Origin of the sequence: Kineococcus rugosus, from assembly GCF_050871975.1 — a bacterium.
Lineage (GTDB): Bacteria > Actinomycetota > Actinomycetes > Actinomycetales > Kineococcaceae > Kineococcus.
In genome coordinates this window covers 1-16,217 of record NZ_JBJLSJ010000009.1, presented here as the reverse complement: position 1 = coordinate 16,217, position 16,217 = coordinate 1, and the positions used below count along the sequence as shown (strand labels likewise).

The 16,217-nt window shown below is 74.7% G+C and carries 16 protein-coding genes; 1 reads left to right on the top strand and 15 read right to left on the bottom strand.

The window, feature by feature from the left end; translation table 11 throughout:
• Positions 1 to 89: 89 nt before the first annotated feature.
• The 14 genes from ACRYM6_RS06670 to ACRYM6_RS06605 form a co-directional block, all read right to left on the bottom strand.
• Entirely contained in the window at positions 90 to 479 is a 390-nt protein-coding gene (locus ACRYM6_RS06670; RefSeq protein ID WP_432541987.1) for a response regulator, read from the bottom strand.
• Positions 480 to 553: 74 nt separating this feature from the next.
• Positions 554 to 2,650, bottom strand: a complete 2,097-nt coding sequence (locus ACRYM6_RS06665; RefSeq protein WP_432541985.1) for an ATP-binding protein — start codon at positions 2,648 to 2,650, stop codon at positions 554 to 556.
• A gap of 100 nt (positions 2,651 to 2,750) precedes the next feature.
• A complete protein-coding gene (locus ACRYM6_RS06660) occupies positions 2,751 to 3,833 on the bottom strand; it encodes an EscU/YscU/HrcU family type III secretion system export apparatus switch protein (protein ID WP_432541983.1) in 1,083 nt (360 codons plus the stop codon).
• Positions 3,830 to 4,642, bottom strand: a complete 813-nt coding sequence (locus ACRYM6_RS06655) for a flagellar biosynthetic protein FliR (protein ID WP_432541982.1) — start codon at positions 4,640 to 4,642, stop codon at positions 3,830 to 3,832. Before ACRYM6_RS06655 ends, ACRYM6_RS06660 begins: the two co-directional genes overlap by 4 nt.
• A gap of 5 nt (positions 4,643 to 4,647) precedes the next feature.
• Complete coding sequence (locus ACRYM6_RS06650) at positions 4,648 to 4,926, bottom strand: flagellar biosynthetic protein FliQ (protein ID WP_432541980.1); 279 nt, start codon at positions 4,924 to 4,926, stop codon at positions 4,648 to 4,650.
• A gap of 207 nt (positions 4,927 to 5,133) precedes the next feature.
• Positions 5,134 to 6,039, bottom strand: a complete 906-nt coding sequence (fliP, locus tag ACRYM6_RS06645) for a flagellar type III secretion system pore protein FliP (protein WP_432542135.1) — start codon at positions 6,037 to 6,039, stop codon at positions 5,134 to 5,136.
• A complete protein-coding gene (locus ACRYM6_RS06640; RefSeq protein ID WP_432541979.1) occupies positions 6,039 to 6,545 on the bottom strand; it encodes a FliO/MopB family protein in 507 nt (168 codons plus the stop codon). Before ACRYM6_RS06640 ends, fliP begins: the two co-directional genes overlap by 1 nt.
• Complete coding sequence (gene fliN / locus ACRYM6_RS06635) at positions 6,545 to 7,288, bottom strand: flagellar motor switch protein FliN (RefSeq protein ID WP_432541978.1); 744 nt, start codon at positions 7,286 to 7,288, stop codon at positions 6,545 to 6,547. The genes ACRYM6_RS06640 and fliN overlap by 1 nt, the downstream gene beginning before the upstream one ends.
• Positions 7,285 to 8,229 (bottom strand): flagellar motor switch protein FliM, encoded by a 945-nt coding sequence (locus ACRYM6_RS06630; RefSeq protein WP_432541977.1) that lies wholly within the window; start codon positions 8,227 to 8,229, stop codon positions 7,285 to 7,287. The genes fliN and ACRYM6_RS06630 overlap by 4 nt, the downstream gene beginning before the upstream one ends.
• 122 nt (positions 8,230 to 8,351) lie before the next feature.
• Positions 8,352 to 9,107: an iron ABC transporter ATP-binding protein gene (locus ACRYM6_RS06625; protein WP_432541976.1), complete on the bottom strand. Its 756-nt coding sequence runs from the start codon at positions 9,105 to 9,107 to the stop codon at positions 8,352 to 8,354.
• Positions 9,104 to 10,162 carry an iron chelate uptake ABC transporter family permease subunit gene (locus ACRYM6_RS06620; RefSeq protein ID WP_432541975.1) on the bottom strand — a complete coding sequence of 353 codons (1,059 nt, stop codon included), beginning with the start codon at positions 10,160 to 10,162 and terminating at the stop codon, positions 9,104 to 9,106. The genes ACRYM6_RS06625 and ACRYM6_RS06620 overlap by 4 nt, the downstream gene beginning before the upstream one ends.
• Entirely contained in the window at positions 10,155 to 11,132 is a 978-nt protein-coding gene (locus tag ACRYM6_RS06615; RefSeq protein ID WP_432541974.1) for an ABC transporter permease, read from the bottom strand. Before ACRYM6_RS06615 ends, ACRYM6_RS06620 begins: the two co-directional genes overlap by 8 nt.
• A gap of 11 nt (positions 11,133 to 11,143) precedes the next feature.
• Entirely contained in the window at positions 11,144 to 12,130 is a 987-nt protein-coding gene (locus ACRYM6_RS06610) for a siderophore ABC transporter substrate-binding protein (RefSeq protein WP_432541972.1), read from the bottom strand.
• A 169-nt stretch (positions 12,131 to 12,299) separates the two neighbouring features.
• A complete protein-coding gene (locus ACRYM6_RS06605; RefSeq protein ID WP_432541970.1) occupies positions 12,300 to 12,806 on the bottom strand; it encodes a GAF domain-containing protein in 507 nt (168 codons plus the stop codon).
• A gap of 321 nt (positions 12,807 to 13,127) precedes the next feature.
• On the opposite strand from ACRYM6_RS06605, the gene ACRYM6_RS06600 reads away from it, so the two are divergent.
• Positions 13,128 to 13,367 carry a hypothetical protein gene (locus ACRYM6_RS06600; RefSeq protein ID WP_432541969.1) on the top strand — a complete coding sequence of 80 codons (240 nt, stop codon included), beginning with the start codon at positions 13,128 to 13,130 and terminating at the stop codon, positions 13,365 to 13,367.
• Between the two features lie 31 nt (positions 13,368 to 13,398).
• Here the strand turns inward: ACRYM6_RS06600 and ACRYM6_RS06595 are convergent, their stop codons facing one another.
• Positions 13,399 to 15,975 carry a SpoIIE family protein phosphatase gene (locus tag ACRYM6_RS06595; protein ID WP_432541968.1) on the bottom strand — a complete coding sequence of 859 codons (2,577 nt, stop codon included), beginning with the start codon at positions 15,973 to 15,975 and terminating at the stop codon, positions 13,399 to 13,401.
• Between the last annotated feature and the right edge of the window lie 242 nt (positions 15,976 to 16,217).

The following is a 16,217-nucleotide window of genomic DNA, read 5'->3' as shown; positions in this document are numbered from 1 at the left end:
GCCCGCACGAGGGGTCCCGGACGCGCACGACCCCGCCCCGCGGGTGCGGGACGGGGTCGGCGGGGTGGGGCGGGCGGGGCCGGGGGCGCTCACCAGCTCCCGGCGGACTGCGCCGAGGCGGCCAGGGCCTTCTCGATGGCACCGGCGAGCGCGGAGACGACGAAGGGCTTGGTGAGGTAGATCGCGCCGAGCTCCTCCCCGGCGGCGATGTCCTCGGGCCGCACGCGGGCGGACAGGAAGATCGCGGGCAGGCCGGCGTGCTCGGGCTGGGCGCGCAGGGTCCGCAGGACCTCCAGGCCGGTCATGCCGGGCATGGCGACGTCGAGGACGACGACCTCGGGGGCGCCGCGCTCGGCGATGACGGTGAGCGCCTCGGGGCCGTCGGCGGCGGCCACGACGCGGTGGCCCAGACCGCGCAGGCGCAGTTCGACGAGCTGACGGATGTCCGGGTCGTCCTCGACGACGAGCACTCTGGCCATGGCGGGTCCTCCTGGACCTGGTGGGGGCGGGTGGGTGGTGCGGGTGGTGTGCGGGTGGGAGGGCGGGTGGGGCCTCAGGGGCCGGGCGGGGGGGGGCCCGCCCCGGCGGCGGTCAGGGCGGGTGCGGCGTGGGCCAGGGTGAGCACGGCGGTGGTCCCCCGGTCCAGCTCGGACTCCAGGGTGACGCCGCCGCCGTGCAGGCGCAGCAGGTCCCGGGCGATGGTCAGGCCCAGGCCGGTGCCGGGGACCTGCAGGAGCGCGGCGTTGGAGCCGCGGGCGAAGCGGTCGAAGACGGCCGCGGTCTCCCCGGCGGGGATGCCCATGCCGTTGTCCTGCACGACGATCCGCACGGCCTGCCGGTCGTGCTCGACGCGCAGGCGCACCAGGGAGCCGGCCGGGGAGAACTTCACGGCGTTCTCGACGACGGCCAGCAGGGCCCGGTGCAGGTGCTCGGGGTCGCCGCTGACGCGCAGCCCGGCGAGCGCGTCGTCGGGGGTGGTGCAGCGCACGGCGCCGTGGGCCCCGGCGCGGCTGGCCAGGGTGGGCAGGGCGGCCAGGACGGAGGTGACGAGGTCGGCGACGGTGCTGGTGCCGCCGGGGCCGCGGGCGGGGCCGGACTCGACGCGCGAGAGCAGCAGCAGGTCCTCGATGAGGGCCCGCAGCCGGTCGGTGTTGCGCTCGACGATGCCCAGGACGGCGGCGACGTCGTCCCCGACGTCGCCGACGGCGCCGTCGCGCAGCAGTTCGAGGTAGCCGGAGATGGACGTCAGGGGGGTGCGCAGCTCGTGCGAGACGGTGGCCAGCAGGTCCGACTTGACGGTCTCGACCTCGCGCAGCTCGCCGAGGAGGCGTTCCTGGGCGCGGTAGAGGGCGGCCAGGGCCAGGGCGCGGGCCAGGTCGACGGCCACGGAGCGGGCCAGGTCGACCTCCTGCTCGCTCCAGCGGCGCGGGCCGCGGTCGTCGAGGACGGTCAGGAGCCCGTGGGGGGACTCCCCGGCCCCGATGGGCACCAGCAGCAGCGCCCGGGCGCCGGCGGCGGTCAGGAGCCGCTCGGGGGCGCCGCCGTCGGCCCCGGCACGGGTGTCGGTGACCACGTGCACGTCGCCGGTGCGGTGCAGGTCGGTGAGCCAGTCGCGGTGCTCGTCCAGCCCCGCGTCCGGCCCAGCGTCCGGCCCCGCGCCGGGCCCCGCGTCCGGCGCGGCGCCCCGCTCCCCCGTCGGCGCCCCCGGGCCACCGGCGTCGACGTCCAGCAGCTGGACCCGGACCCCGGTGACGTCGAGCTCCTCGCGCAGGCGGGTGACCGCGACGTCGATCGCGTCGCGGGCCACGAGCTGGTCGCGGACCTGGCGCCCGATGTCCCCGGCGAGCCGGTGCAGGCGGGCCGAGCGCTCGGCGGCCTCGAGCAGGCGGGCGTTCTCGCGGGCCAGGTCGTTGACGGCCAGGGCGACGGTGCGGACCTCGGTGGGGCCGCGGGTGGGGTCGGCATGCGCGCCGCGCTGGCCGCGGCCGAGGGCGTCGAGGACGTCGACCAGCGAGCGCAGCGGGTCGACCAGGGCCCGGCGGGTGCGCGAGCCGGTGCCCACCCCGACCGCGAGCGCCGCGGCGAGGGTGAGGACGGTGACGGTCAGGGCGCCGTAGCGGACCCAGGTCTCGGCGGTGGTGGCGTCGTCGCGCTGGTGGCGCACGAGGACGTCGAGGCGGGCGCCGGCCTCGCCGACGGCGGCGAAGGCGGCGGCCTGCGCGGCGGCGCCGGCGGTGTCGGCGGCGCCGCGGTCGGGGTCGGTGGTGGCGACCCAGGTGTCGATGAGCCGGTCCTGCTCGGCGGACAGGCTGCGCTGCAGCGGGTCGGTGAGGAGCTGCTGGACCCGGGCGCGCTGGGCGGGCAGGGCGTCCAGGGCGCGGCGGTAGGCGTCCAGGGGTTGCGGGCGGCCGGTGTCGTGGTGGTCGCGGACGGCGGCGTCGGCGGTCAGCAGGGTCAGGTGCAGGGTGGCGTTGGCGGTCTCGAGGCCGCGCAGCTGGGTCTCGCGGGCGCGGGAGGCGCCGGTGGCGAGCAGCCCGCCGGCGCCGCTGACGCCGACCAGGAGCAGGAGGGCGACGAGGAGGCCGAGGGCGCGGGTGAGGCGGGTGGCGACGGGGGTGCCGCCGGCGTCGGCGCGGGGGGTCCCGCTCACGCCCGGTGCACCCGGTGCCCCACCTCGTCGGCCCACCCGCTGAGCATCGGCCGCGGCGGCGCCCACCTTGACCGCCCGCGACCCCCGCGGCCGGCCCCGCTCACGCGGGGACGGTGTGCGCTTCACCGAAGGCCGTCAGCGAGCCCCGGCTGCGCAGGCTCATGACGAAGGCGAGCACCTTGGCGACGGTGGCGAAGAACTCCGGCGGGATCTCCTGGCCGACCTTGACGCTCTTGTACATGGCGCGGGCCAGCTCGATGTCCTTGACCAGCGGGACGTCGTTCTCCTTGGCCTTCTCGCGGATCTTGGTGGCGATCGCCCCGGCGCCCTTGGCGACGACCTTGGGGGCGCCGGTGCCCGGCTCGTAGCGCAGGGCGACGGCGATGTGGGTGGGGTTGACCAGGACGACGTCGGCGCTGGCGACGTCGGCCATCATCCGGTTGCGGGACATGGCCATCTGCTTGGAGCGGATGGCGCCCTTGAGCAGCGGGTCGCCCTCGGCGTTCTTGTGCTCCATCTTGATGTCCTGCTTGCTCATCCGCAGCTTCTTCATGATGCGGCGCCGGCTCATGGCGTAGTCGGCCGCGGCGATGATCAGCCCGAGCAGGATCGTGACGGCGAGCATCTTCACGACGGCCCCGCCGGTCAGCTCCAGGACGGAGGCGGTGGGCATGGTGCCCTGGCCGATGAGGTGCGGGGTGAGGTTCTTCGCGACCACCCACACGGCGCCGCCGATGACGAGGGTCTTCAGCAGCGACTTGACGGTCTCCCAGACCGCCTGGGGTCCCCAGTGCTGCTTGAAGCCGTTGACGGGGTTGAGGTTGGAGAACTTGGGCTTGAGCTTCTTGGGGGCCGGCCGCAGGGTGCCCTGGACGGCGCCGGCGACGACGACGGCCAGCACGGTGGCGACGGTCAGCGGGCCCAGCACGCCGGGGACGCCCCGGAAGGTGCTGGTCAGGACGGCGAGGGCCTGCGCGGGGTCGGGGTGGGTGGCGACCTCGGCGATGCGGCCCATGGTGCGCCGCAGCAGGACCTGCCCGGACTCGATGGTGTGCGGGATGGTGATGGCCCCCGCGCCGGTGGACAGCCAGGCCCCGACGTCGCGGGAGAACGGGATGTTCCCCTCGTCGCGCGCTTCCTTGAGCTTCTTCGGGGTGGGTGCTTCGGTCTTCTCGCCGCTCACCCGTCACCACCCCCGTCCGCCGCGGCCCCGGGGCCGTCCCCGGGGCTGAGGACCCGCACGACGGTCTCGCGGGCGGTGTCGGCCAGGTCGTCCACGACGCCGGGCAGCATGGAGAAGGTGAACCCGGCCAGGGTGAGGGTGATGAGGATCTTCAGCGGGAAGCCCATGGCGAAGACGTTCAGCGCCGGGGCGACGCGCGAGAGCAGGCCGAGGCCGATGTCGGTGATGAACAGGACCGCGACCAGCGGGGCCGCGATCTGCAGGGCCGAGACGACGAGCTGGGTGACGCCCTCGCTGAAGACCCGCGCGACGGTGCCGGTGTCGAGGCCGGCGTCCAACGGCAGCACCTCGTAGGAGCGCAGGAAGCCCTGCAGGATCAGCAGGTGCCCGCCGGAGACGACGAGCAGCGCGGTGCTGGTCCAGGAGTAGAGCTTGCCGAAGATCGCCGTCTGGGACTGCATCAGCGGGTCGTAGGCGCTGGCGAGCTGGAAGCCGCCGAAGAGGTCGATCATGTCGCCGGCGGCCTGGACGGCGGCGAACAGCACCGCCACCAGGGCGCCCATGACGACGCCGATGAGGGCCTGCTGGACGGCGGCGGTGATGATCGCGCCCGGTTCGACCGCGGGCGCGGACTCGCGCAGGCGGCCGGCGACGGGCAGGGCGATCGCGACGGACAGCATCGCCTTGACGCGGCCGTTGACGGCCCGGTTGGCGAAGGGCGGGGCGACCAGGAGGAACGCGGCGGCGCGGATGCCGGCGAGCAGCAGCGCCACCAGCAGGTCGAGCGGGACGGCGGGCAGGCCTTGCACCCCGATCAGCCGCCGTGGGTGAGCAGCGAGGGGATCTGGCCGTAGAGCGCGGTGGTGTAGCCGGTGAGCTCGTGCAGCATCCACTTGCCGCACACCACGATCGCGATGCCGACGGCGACGGCCTTGGGGACGAAGGAGATCGTCTGCTCCTGCAGCTGCGTCACGCTCTGGAACAGCGAGATGCCGAAGCCGACCGCCAGGGCGGTCAGGAGCATGGGGGCGCACAGCTTGGCGGCGAGGACGAGAGCGGTCATCCCGATGTGGATGACGGTCACGTCGGTCATCAGCTTCGCCTCTTCCGGTCGCGGGGTCCTTGCCCTGGTTGTCTCGGCCGATCGGGTGAATCCCTTGAGCCCGAGCGGGTGAGCGGGGCTCGGCGGGCTCGGGTGCGGGCCGGGGACGACGAAGGGACCGGTGTCGACGACACCGGTCCCTCGGTCGTGCGGGCGGTCGTGCGGGTGGGCGGGCGGCTGGCGCTCACCGCGGCGCGGTCACCCCGTGTAGCTGGCCACCAGCGACTTCACGATCAGGCCCCAGCCGTCGACCATCACGAACAGCAGCAGCTTGAAGGGCAGCGACACCGTCACCGGGGGCAGCATCATCATCCCCAGGCTCATCAGCGCCGCGGAGACGACGATGTCGATCACCAGGAACGGGATGAAGATCACGAAGCCGATGATGAAGGCGCTGCGCAGCTCCGAGAGCGCGAAGGCCGGCACCAGCGTCGTCAGCGGCGTCTCCTCGCGGGTGGCGGGCAGGTCGCGCTTGGCGGCCTTGGTCATCAGCGCCAGCTCCTCGGGGCGCGTCTGCTTGAGCATGAACTCCTTCAGCGGCTTCGAGCCGTCCTCGAAGGAGACCGTCGCGGTCTTCTCGCCCTTGAGGTAGGGCTGGACCGCGACGTCGTTGATCTGGCTGAACGTGGGCGCCATGACGAACATCGTCAGGAACAGCGCCAGGCCGGCCAGGACCTGGTTGGGCGGGGTCCCCATCAGGCCCAGGGCGTTGCGGGTCAGGCCCAGCACGATGAGGATCTTGGTGAACGCCGTCGTGAGCAGCAGCAGCGCGGGGGCCACCGACAGGATCGTCAGCGCGATGATGATGGTGATCGACTGGCTGGGCTTGCCGTCGACGCCGTTGATGTCGACCGAGACCGACCCGGTCCCGGCCGGCGCGGCGGGCGCCTGCGGGGCCGCGGGGGCCTGGACCCCCACCGGGAACCCGGCCTGCACGGCCCCGAAGGAGGTCGTGACGGCGGCGGGGGCGGCGGCGGTGACGGCGGCGGGGACGGCTGCGGGGGCGGTCGCCTGGGCGCTCAGCGCGCCCCCGACGACCAGACCACCGGAGACCACCAGCGCTGCGGCCAGGGTCCGCGCACGGCGGGCGGCTCGGGACTTCATCACCTGCGGGTCGTCCTCTCACGAAGAACGTCGACTGCCTTGGACCAGGTGGCCGGGGAGAGCGCCGAGCCGCCCACACCGGTGGCGGTGTGGCGGGCGGGGGTCCTCACGGCGATCGTCTCGCCGGCCTTGCGCAGGTAGCGCTCCCCCACCTGGGGTTGCGCCGCAACGGCTTCCGTGCCGGTCGCGCTGTCCGCCGAGTCCGTGGCGGTGATGCCGACCTCTTCGGCAGGTTCGGCGGATTCCTTGAACAGGGCCGCCACCTCGGTCTCCCCGAGGAGGTTGACCCCGGCGTCGGAGACCCCGACGACCAGGGCCTTGTCGCCGACCTTGACCAGCGCGACGGCGGCTTTGGCACCCAGGCTCTGCTTGGCCAGGACGGCGAAGTCAGCCCCGCCGGCCACGGCGCCCTGACGGCGGCGCAGCCAGCGGGAGATCAGGTACAGCAGCCCGAGCACCGCCACCAGGGAGATGCTCGTCCGCGCGATCGCGGCGACAGCGTCCATCAGGCGCCGGCCTCCGGGGTGACGATCTCGGTGATGCGGATGGCGTAGTCCTCGTCCACGACGACGACCTCGCCGCGGGCGATGAGCTGGCCGTTGACCAGGACGTCGGCGGGCGAGCCGGCCGCGCGGTCCAGCTCGACGACCGAGCCGGGCGTCAGGGCCAGCAGGTCCTGCACCGTCATGGAGGTGCGGCCCAGCTCGACGGTGACGTCCATCTGGACGTCGCGCAGCAGGTCCATCGTGCGGCGCGGGCCGCCGGAGGCGGCGGGCGCGGCCGAGGCGGTGGCGACCGGGGCGGGCGCCTCGGCCTGCGCGGTGAGGGTCAGGCCGATGAGGGCCAGGGTCTCCCCCGCGGCGCCGACGACGGCGACCGCGCCGCCGTCGAGCTGGCTCAGCGCCTGCGCCGGGTCGCCCTCGACGCCCGCCTCGAGCACGCACTGGCCCAGGGCGTGCACGACCGTCTCCAGCGCCGGGCGCAGCGCGTCGACCGGGTCGAGGGCGCCCTCGGGGCTCATGAGCAGCGTGTTGAGCGTCTCCTCGCCGACCACGACGGTGACGCGGCCGTTGGAGGCGCCGGCGAAGTTCGCCGAGACCGCGGTGCCCTCGTCGCCGAGGTCGGGGGCCTGCGGGACCGGCACGATGTCGGTGATGGCGCCCGGCCCCGACAGCGGCAGGACGGCGAGGGCGGCCTGGGCGGCGTCGCGGAGGACGGCGGACAGGTCGGTGCTGGTCATGGTGCTCATCGGGCGTTCTCCTCGACGGTCGGGACGATCAGGCAGGCGAGCTTGGCTCCGCGGCTACCGGCCACGGCGGAGGCGACGTGGGCGTCGGAGGACACCACCTCCAGGGGTTCGTCGGCGCGGTGCGGGAGGCGCAGCACGTCACCGGGGATGAGCGCGAGGATCTCGTCGGGGCGCATCTGGGCGGCCTTCATCCGCACCGAGACCTCCACCGGGATGTGCTCCAGGTGGTCGTCGAGGCGGTCGCGCATGAGGCGGCGCACGCGCAGCTCCTCGGGGCTGGCGACCCGCAGCTCGGCGGCGGTCAGGGCGGCGGACAGCGGGTCCAGCGGCATCGCGAGCGTGGCGGTGCCGGTCAGGCCCTCCAGCTGCAGGTGGAAGGACGAGACGATCATCACGTCGGTGGCCGCGGCGGCCTGCGCGAACGCCGGGTTCTGGTCGATGGCCGTCAGCTTCGGCTTCAGGTCCGTCACCGACAGCAGCGAGGAGGCCAGCTCGGTGAGGGTGCGCTCGACCATCCCGCGGGCCAGGACGGCCTCGATGTCGGTGAGCTGGCGCGCCGGCTGCTCGTTGACGCCGCTCCCGCCGAGCATCCGCTCGATGCAGGAGAGCACGAAGGCGATGTCCAGGTGCAGGACCGCGGCGCCGACCAGCGGCTCGGGGTCGAACACGGCCATCACGGTCGGCATCGGCAGCGACGCGGCGTACTCGTCGTAGCTGTACTGCTGGATGCCGTCCAGCTCGACCTGCACGGTGGTGCGCAGCGTCGAGGACAGCAGGGTCGCCCACTGCCGGCAGAAGCCCTCGTAGGTGATCTCCAGCACGCGGGCGTGCTGACGCGACAGCTTGGTCGGCCGTCGGAAGTCGTACGGGACGGGGACACCGCGTCGCCGGGAGCGACGGGTGCCGGTCCGCTCTGCGGTGCTGGGGGTCTCGGCTGCCACGTGCCACCTATCGGCACGAAGGGCCGTCACCCTTTAGCGCGAGCCCGAACGGGTGGTGCGCGGCCCGGGGGCTCAAGTCCGGCGGGGCCCGGTCGCGCCGGTCGGGGCGCGCCGGCGGGCGGTCAGTAGTAGACGGCGATGGGCCCGCGGGGGCCGGGCAGGCAGGTGACGGGGGTGTCGAAGACGCGGCTGAGGACCTCCCCGGTGAGGATCTGCTCCGGGGGGCCGAACTCCACGACCCGCCCGTCCTTCACCGCGCAGATCCGGTCGGCGTAGTGGCCGGCGAAGTTGATGTCGTGCAGGACGACGACGACGGTGCGCCCGAGCTCGTCGGCGGCGCGGCGCAGGTGCTGCATCATCTGCACCGAGTGCTTCACGTCGAGGTTGTTCAGCGGCTCGTCCAGCAGCACGTACTCGGTCTCCTGGCACAGGACCATGGCGACGTGGGCCCGCTGCCGCTGCCCGCCGGAGAGCTGGTCGAGGTAGCGGTCCTGCAGGCCGGTGAGGTCGAGGAAGTCGACCGCGCGGGACACGGCCTCCTCGTCGGCGGTGGTCAGCCGGCCCCGCGAGTGCGGGAAGCGGCCGAAGGCGACGAGCTGGCGGACCGTCAGGCGCGTCACGAAGTGGTTCTCCTGGCGCAGGATCGAGACGATCCGGGCCAGGTCGCGGGAGGGGGTGCGGGCCACGTCGTAGCCGGCGACCTCGACGGTGCCGGCGTCGGCGCCCAGCAGCCGGCCCACCACCGTCAGCAGCGTCGACTTCCCGGCGCCGTTGGGGCCGACGAGGGCGGTGACGCCGCCGGCGGGGATCTGCAGGTCGACCGGCCCGATCGACACCTCCTGGCCGTAGGTCTTGCGGACGCCCTTGAGCTCGATCACAACCGGCCCTTCCGGAGCAGGACGACGAGGAACACGGTGCCGCCGACGGCCTCGATGAGGATCGAGACGGCGCCCTCGGCGTAGAACACGTTCTTCAGGACGAAGTAGGCCCCGGCCAGCACCGCGAACCCGGCGGCGACGGCCATCGGGAACAGGTGGCGGTGGTCGTGGGTGGGAGCGACCTGGTAGGCGATGGAGGCCACCAGGAACCCCAGGAACGTCATGGGCCCGACCAGGGCCGTCGAGGCGGCCATCAGCACCGAGACCAGCAGCAGGACGCCCAGGAGCTCGCGGCGGTGGTCGGCGCCCAGCCCGACGGCGACGTCGCGGCCCAGGGCCAGGACGTTCAGCCGCGCCGACAGCAGGAACAGGCCCAGCGCGGCGGCCGCGCACAGCGGTACCACGATCGGCAGGTAGGAGGCGTCGGCGTTGGAGACCGACCCGAACAGCCGGGCGGTGAGGACGTCGAACTCGCTGGGGGTCAGCAGCCGCTGCATGAACGTCGCGACCGAGCGCAGCCCGCCGCCCAGGACGATGCCGACCAGCAGCACGACGTGCAGGTTCGCGCGGCGGCCGCCGAGCAGCCACCCGTACAGCAGCATCGAGAACCCGACCATGACCACGACCTGCAGGGCGAACTGCGGGACGCCCTGCAGCGCGATCACCCCGACGGCGCCGAGGAAGTACACCGCGGCGGTCTGGACCGCGACGTACAGCGCCTCGAAACCCATGATGGAGGGGGTGATGACGCGGTTGCCCGTGACGGTCTGGAACGCGACCGTGGCGGTGGCCTGGCACACGACGACGACGGCGATGACGAGGAGGCTGGTGGCCCGCAGCCGGACGATGCGCCAGAACCCGTCGCTGCCGGGCGGCAGCGGGTTGCCCCAGGTGAGGATGCCCGCGGCCGCCACGAGGCCGACCGCGACCAGGGCGGCCAGGACGACCCGGTACTGGCGGGCGGCGCGGGCGTCGGCGAACGCGCCCGTCCGCCGCGCCGGGCCGGTGGTGCCGGTGGCTCCGGTGGCTCCGGTGGTTCTGAGCAGGTCAGCCATGCCGGCGGCTCCGCAGCAGCAGGGCGGTGAACACGACCGCGCCGAGCACCCCGAGGATCAGCGAGGCGGGCACCTCGAACGGGCGGATCACGGTGCGGCCCAGCAGGTCGCAGACCGTCACGGTGGCGATCCCCAGCAGGCACACCCAGGGCAGGTTCGTGCGCAGGTCGTCGCCGCGGACCATCGAGACGACGTTCGGGACGATGAGCCCGAGGAACGGCAGGTTCCCCACGACGACGGTGACGACCCCGGTCGTGATGGCGATCATCGCTGTGCCCAGCAGCACGACCCGCTCGTGGTCGAGCCCGACGTTGGTCGCGACGTCGCGGCCCAGGCCGGCGACGGTGAACCGGTCGGCGACGACGAACACGGCGACGGCGACGGCGGCCACGACCCACAGCACCTCGTACTGCCCGCGCAGGACGGAGGTGAAGCTGCCCGCGAACCACACCCCCAGGCTCTGCAGGGTGTCGGTGGCCAGCGCGAGGTACGTCGTGACCGCCCCGACGACCGCGCCGAGCATGATGCCGACGACGGGCACGACGAGGGAGGACGACAGCGACACCCGGCGCAGGAGCAGGAAGAACACCATCGTCCCGGCGAACGCGGCCAGGACGGCGCCGGCCATCCGGGTCACCAGGCCGGCCTGGGGGGCGAGGACCGTGACGGCCAGCAGCCCCAGGCCCGCCCACTCCGTCGTCCCGGTCGTCGTGGGTTCGACGAACCGGTTCTGCGTCAGCAGCTGCATCACCAGGCCCGACATCGCCATCGCCGCCCCGGCCAGGACCAGGGCGATCGTCCGCGGGACGCGGGTGATGGCGAACATCTCCCGGCCGGCGTCGCCGTCGAGGACGTCGAAGACGCCGGTGAACAGCGACACCACCAGCAGGGCGCCGACCGCGAGGACACCGACCAGCAGCTTCGGGTCCAGCAGCGGGCGGCTCGGCGCCCGGGCCGGTCCCGGGGTCACCACCACGGGGGTCAGGCCTGCTCGAGCCGGTCGGCCAGGGTGTCGAAGAACTCGGTGTAGGTCTGGATGCCCTCGTTGGTGTAGGTGTCGGCGGGCAGGTGCAGGACGTTCCCGTCCTGCACCGCGCGGACGCCCCGCAGCGCCTGGGAACCCTCGATGACCTGCGCGGCCGGGGTGTACCCGGCCTCCTGCGCGGACACGGCGGCGTCGCGGTCCATGACGATGATCAGGCCGGGGTTCGAGGCGGCGATGGCCTCCACGGAGATGTCGTCGCCCTGGTGGTCGTCGGAACCCTCGGGCACCTGCAGCGCGGGGGTCAGCCCGAGGACGTCGAACATCGGGCCGATGGTGCGGCCGTGGGAGGGGGCGACGTAGCCGATCTCGCCGCCGGAGACGATGAGGCCCATGACGGTGGTGCCGGGGTCGTAGGCGGCCTTCACGCGGGCGATGGAGGCGTCGAGGGCGTCGTTGAGCGCCTCCGCCTCGGCCTGGTGGCCGAACAGCTCCCCCATCACCGTGGTGCCGCGCTTGAGCTCGGCGTCCAGCGGCTGGCCGTCGCGGGGGTCGACCTCGACGATCGTGGCGTCGGGCGCCAGTTCCGCCAGGTCCTCGCGGTACTGGGCGAACCGGCCGCCGTTGACGATGAGGTCGGGGTCGGCGGCCACGACGGCCTCCAGGTCCGGTTCGCGGTGGTTGCCCAGGTCGACGATCGAGGGGTCCTGCGTGTACGAGATCGTCTCCGGCATCAGCGCGACGGCCGCGGCGCTGAGCTCGACGCCCCAGGAGTCGAGGGTCTCGAAGGTGCTGTTGTCGGTGGCCACGACCGAGGTCGCGGGCAGCTCGACGGTCTGGGTCCCGTGGTTGTCCTGCACGGTCACCGACGTCGGCGCGGCCGCCGCGGCGGTCTCCTCGGTCGCGGGGGTGCCGGAGCAGGCGCTGAGGGTCAGGGCGGCCAGGGCGCCGGCGGAGACGAGGCGGGGCAGACGGGAAGAGCGCACGGGTGTCCCTCGGGGTGACGACGGGGTGGGCGACGCGACGCGTAGCCGGGAGACCGGCCGGGTCAGCGAAGCCAAACCTAACCGACACCTGCGGTACGACCGGCGCGACGGCGCGTGACCTTCGTCACCTCGTGAGGTGAGGCTACCCGAACCCCTCCCCCACCTCCGGTCACGCGCGGGCGCGGTGCTCCTCGACGATGGCGACGATCTCGGCGGCGGCGCGCTCCAGCTCGGCGATCTCCCCCGGGCCGAACTCGTGGGGTTCGACCCCCAGCACGCAGTGGGCGCCCACGACCTGCCCCTCGCGGGTGCGCAGCGGGACGCCGGCGTAGGAACGCACCCCGCCCTCGGTCACGACCGGGTTGTCGCGGTGGTGGTCCTCGGCGTCGGCGTCGGGAACCACGTACGGGGAACCCTCGACGACGGTGGTCGTGCAGAACGACCACTCCGCGGGCACGCCGCCGACCTCGGCGACCCAGCCGACCAGCCCGTGGCTGCCGGCGAAGACGGTGGAGGCGTCCAGGACGAGGCTGACCAGGCTCAGGGGGAACCCCAGCCGCTCGGCGGTGCGGGCCGCCACCTCGTCGAGGCGGCGCTTCAGCTCCGGCTGGCTGCCCTCCCAGGCGGCGACCGCCTCCAGCCGCGCCCGGTCGGTCAGCACGCTGGCCTCGTCCATCTCTGCTCCTCGTCCTCGTGGTGGGGGCCACCGGCCGGGGCGCCCACCCCTGGGACATCGGCCCGCGGTGAGGGGTCCTGCACCCCCGGGGCCCACCACCACCCGATCGCGCGGGCCCACCGGGTGAGTCGTGCACGCAGCGCTCCCTCCGGGCACGGTGCGGGGCCGGTCCACGGGCGGGGGCCGCCCGTTCGCGCCACCCCTCCGGCCCCCTGCACGGGGTGCCCCGCGACGCCGATGTACTTGAGCATGCGAGGAGAACAGCCGGCACGCAGTGCACCGGTCCGGCGGTCACCGGCGACGCTGGAGGAGCCGACCGCGGTGCAGTGGCTGCGGCGGCTGGCCGAGGTGTCCAGCCCGGAGCAGGCGCTGCAGGTCTGGAACGGCGCCGCCCTGGCCACGGGCTGCCTGGGCATGGACCTGGAGCCGCGGCAGCTGCAGGTCCTCGGCCAGTGGCTCGTGGAGCACTGCGACGACCAGCCGATCCGGATGGCCGTGCGCAGCTGCCTCGTGCGCCTGCACGTCCAGCAGGCGATGCGCAACACCGCGTCCCTCGCCTGAGCCGCGCGCGACCCCGTTCCCGGCGTCGACCTCAGCGCCGGTCCGGGGGTCGCGGGCGCACGGCGACGATCGCGACGTCGTCCTCGGCGCGCTCGGGCAGCAGGCGGGCCAGGACGCCGTCGCACAGGTCGTCCAGGCTCTCCCCGGCCAGGTCGAGGACGACCTCGCGCAGCCGCCGCACGCCGTCGTCGTAGTCCTGCTCCCGCCGTTCGACGAGGCCGTCGGTGTGCAGCAGCACCGTCGCCCCGGGCCCGAGGGTGGTCTCCTCGTCGACGCGCGGGGTGCGGGGGTCGAGGCCCAGCAGCAGGTCGTGGCCGCGTCCGGTCAAGGCGGTCACGGTGCCGTCGGGGGCCAGCAGCAGCGGCGCCGGGTGCCCGGCGCTGGACCAGCGGAACCGGACCACCCCGCGCTCGCGGTCCTGCGGGCCCTGCTCCACGCGCGCCACCAGCGCGGTGGCGGTCGTGTCCAGCGCCAGGCCCTGCATCGCCGCGTCCAGCCCGGTCAGCACCGCCGCCGGCCCCTGGCCGCTGTGGTGGGCGATGCCCCGCAGCAGGGAGCGGACCTGGCTCATCGCCGCCGCGGCGGTGATGTCGTGGCCCACGACGTCGCCGATGACCAGGACGGTGGCCCCGTCGGGCTGCGGGAACGCGTCGTACCAGTCCCCGCCGACCTGCGCGGCGTGCGCGGCGGGGCGGTAGCGCACCACGACCTGCAGGTCGTCCGGGGCGACGGGCGCGCTGAGCAGGCTGCGCTGCAGGCCCTCGGCCACGTGCTGCTGCTGGCCGTACAGGCGGGCGTTGTCCAGCGCCAGCCCGGCCCGGTCGGCGACCTCCCGCACGGTCAGCAGGTCCTCGGGCGCCGGTGGCGGCGTGCCGGGACTGCGGAAGAGGGTGACGAGCCCGACCGTGCGCCCGCGGGCGCGCATCGGCAGCATGTGCGCGGCCTGCGGCGCCAGCTGCTGCAGCAGCCCCCGGGCCGGTTCGGCGAGCATCGCGCCCAGCCGCTCGGTGGCGTCGGAGGCCACCAGCACGGGCCGGTCCTCGCGCAGGGCGCGGTGCAGGGGGGCCCGCGGGCTCAGGCAGGGCAGGCGCACCCGGCGGTAGCGCTCCAGCACGGGGCGGGCGGCCTGCTCCGCGTGCCAGGAGCCGATGTCGCGCAGGTTCCCCTGCTCGTCGAGCAGGGTGACGATGCACCAGTCCCCCAGCGCCGGCACCAGGTGCTGCGCCAGGCGCGCGACGGCCTCCTCGGTGTCGAAGGTCGCGGCCAGGTCGGCGCTGACCCGGGCCAGCAGCGCCAGCCGCGCCGCGGCCCGCTCGGCGGTCCGCTGGGCCTGCTCGGCCGTGCGCAGGGCCTCCCGCGCCGCCGCCCGGTCGGCCTCGGCCTGCGCCTGCGCGGCACGGCGGGCGGTGACGTCCAGGAAGTACACCGCCAGCCCGTCCGGGTCGCGCCAGGCGCGCACCTCGTACCAGCGGTCCAGCGGTGCGGGGTAGTACGCCTCGAAGTCGACCTGCTCGCCGGTGCTCATGGCCCGGCGGTACTGCAGCTCGAACGTGCTGCCGACGGCGTCGGGGAACAGCTCCCACACGACCTGGCCGAGCATCTGCTCGCGCGGGCGCTGCAGCACCCGCTCGGCCTCGGCGTTGACGTGGGTGAAGCGCCAGTCGCGGTCCAGGGAGAAGAACGCCGAGGACATCGACTCCAGCACCCGCGCCACGCGCACGTCGTCGTCGTGCTCGCGGGTGGTGTCGTAGACCGCGCCCAGCAGGTGCGCGGGGCGCCCGTCGGCGCCGGGCAGCACCCGTCCGCGCGCCTTCACCCACCGCGTGCGCCCCACCGGGTCCGGCGCGGGCAGGACCACGCGGTACTCCGCCTCGAAGGCGTCGCCGCCGGCGACCGCCCCGCCCAGCGACCGGCGCACCCGGTCCAGGTCGTCGGGGTGGACCCGCCGCTCGAAGGCGCCCATCGTGCCGTCGAACTCCTCGGCGGTGCAGCCGAACAGCCGCAGCACCTGCTCGTCCCACTCCAGGACGTCGGCGCGCAGGTCCCAGTCGAAGCTGCCCACCCCACCGGCGGCCACGGCCAGCTGCCAGCGCAGCCGGTCGTTCTCGTGCTCCAGCGACAGCGCCGACAGCTCCAGCTCCGCCGCGGCGGCGACCGCCAGCTCCGACAGCACCTCCACGTCGCCGTCGCGCCAGCGCCGCGGAGCGGGGTCGAAGACGCACAGCGCGCCGACCACGTGCCCGTGGTGACCGACCAGCGGCACCCCCAGGTACGCGCCCACCACCCCGGAGGTCACCGGCGGCAGGGCGGCCACCCGCTCGTCGGCGGCGGCGTCCGGCACGACCAGGGGGGCACCGCTGCCCGCCGTCACCGCGCACGGGGAGTCCGCCAGCGGAACGCTGGTCCCCACCAGTGCCGGGTCCTGACCGGCGACGGCGGCGACGGTCTGCACCCCGGTCACCAGCGAGACCTGCGACGCCGGCGCCGACAGCAGTCGCGCGGCCAACCCGGCCAGCCGCTGCAGCGCCGGACCGGGCGGGGCCTGCACCAACCGCTCGGCGGCCCGCACCCCCTCGGCGGTGAGCCGGTGCGCTCCGGCGACCCGCACGGCCCCGGGGACCTCGCCGTCACCGGGGTCGCCCGCGCTCGCACGAGGTGCTGCTGCCGCCATCGCCGACCCCACCCCCACCCGGTGCCGCCACGTCTCGACGAGCAGCGCCCCGCTGGACGGCTGCGGTGAACAGCCTCCCCGACCGGCGCCCGGACCGCCGCCCGGGGCCCGTCCGCACCGGCGCACGCCGTGCGTCCCGGCGCCGGGCCACCGGCCCGGAACGCCGGACGGCCGGCACC

Bases quoted from the DNA above. Each gene is read 5' to 3' on its own strand.
- fliP (WP_432542135.1), bottom strand. From the start codon at position 6,039: ATGAAGTCCCGAGCCGCCCGCCGTGCGCGGACCCTGGCCGCAGCGCTG.
- ACRYM6_RS06640 (WP_432541979.1), bottom strand. From the start codon at position 6,545: ATGGACGCTGTCGCCGCGATCGCGCGGACGAGCATCTCCCTGGTGGCG.
- ACRYM6_RS06620 (WP_432541975.1), bottom strand. From the start codon at position 10,162: ATGGCTGACCTGCTCAGAACCACCGGAGCCACCGGAGCCACCGGCACC.
- fliN (WP_432541978.1), bottom strand. From the start codon at position 7,288: ATGAGCACCATGACCAGCACCGACCTGTCCGCCGTCCTCCGCGACGCC.
- ACRYM6_RS06605 (WP_432541970.1), bottom strand. From the start codon at position 12,806: ATGGACGAGGCCAGCGTGCTGACCGACCGGGCGCGGCTGGAGGCGGTC.
- ACRYM6_RS06670 (WP_432541987.1), bottom strand. From the start codon at position 479: ATGGCCAGAGTGCTCGTCGTCGAGGACGACCCGGACATCCGTCAGCTC.
- ACRYM6_RS06650 (WP_432541980.1), bottom strand. From the start codon at position 4,926: ATGACCGACGTGACCGTCATCCACATCGGGATGACCGCTCTCGTCCTC.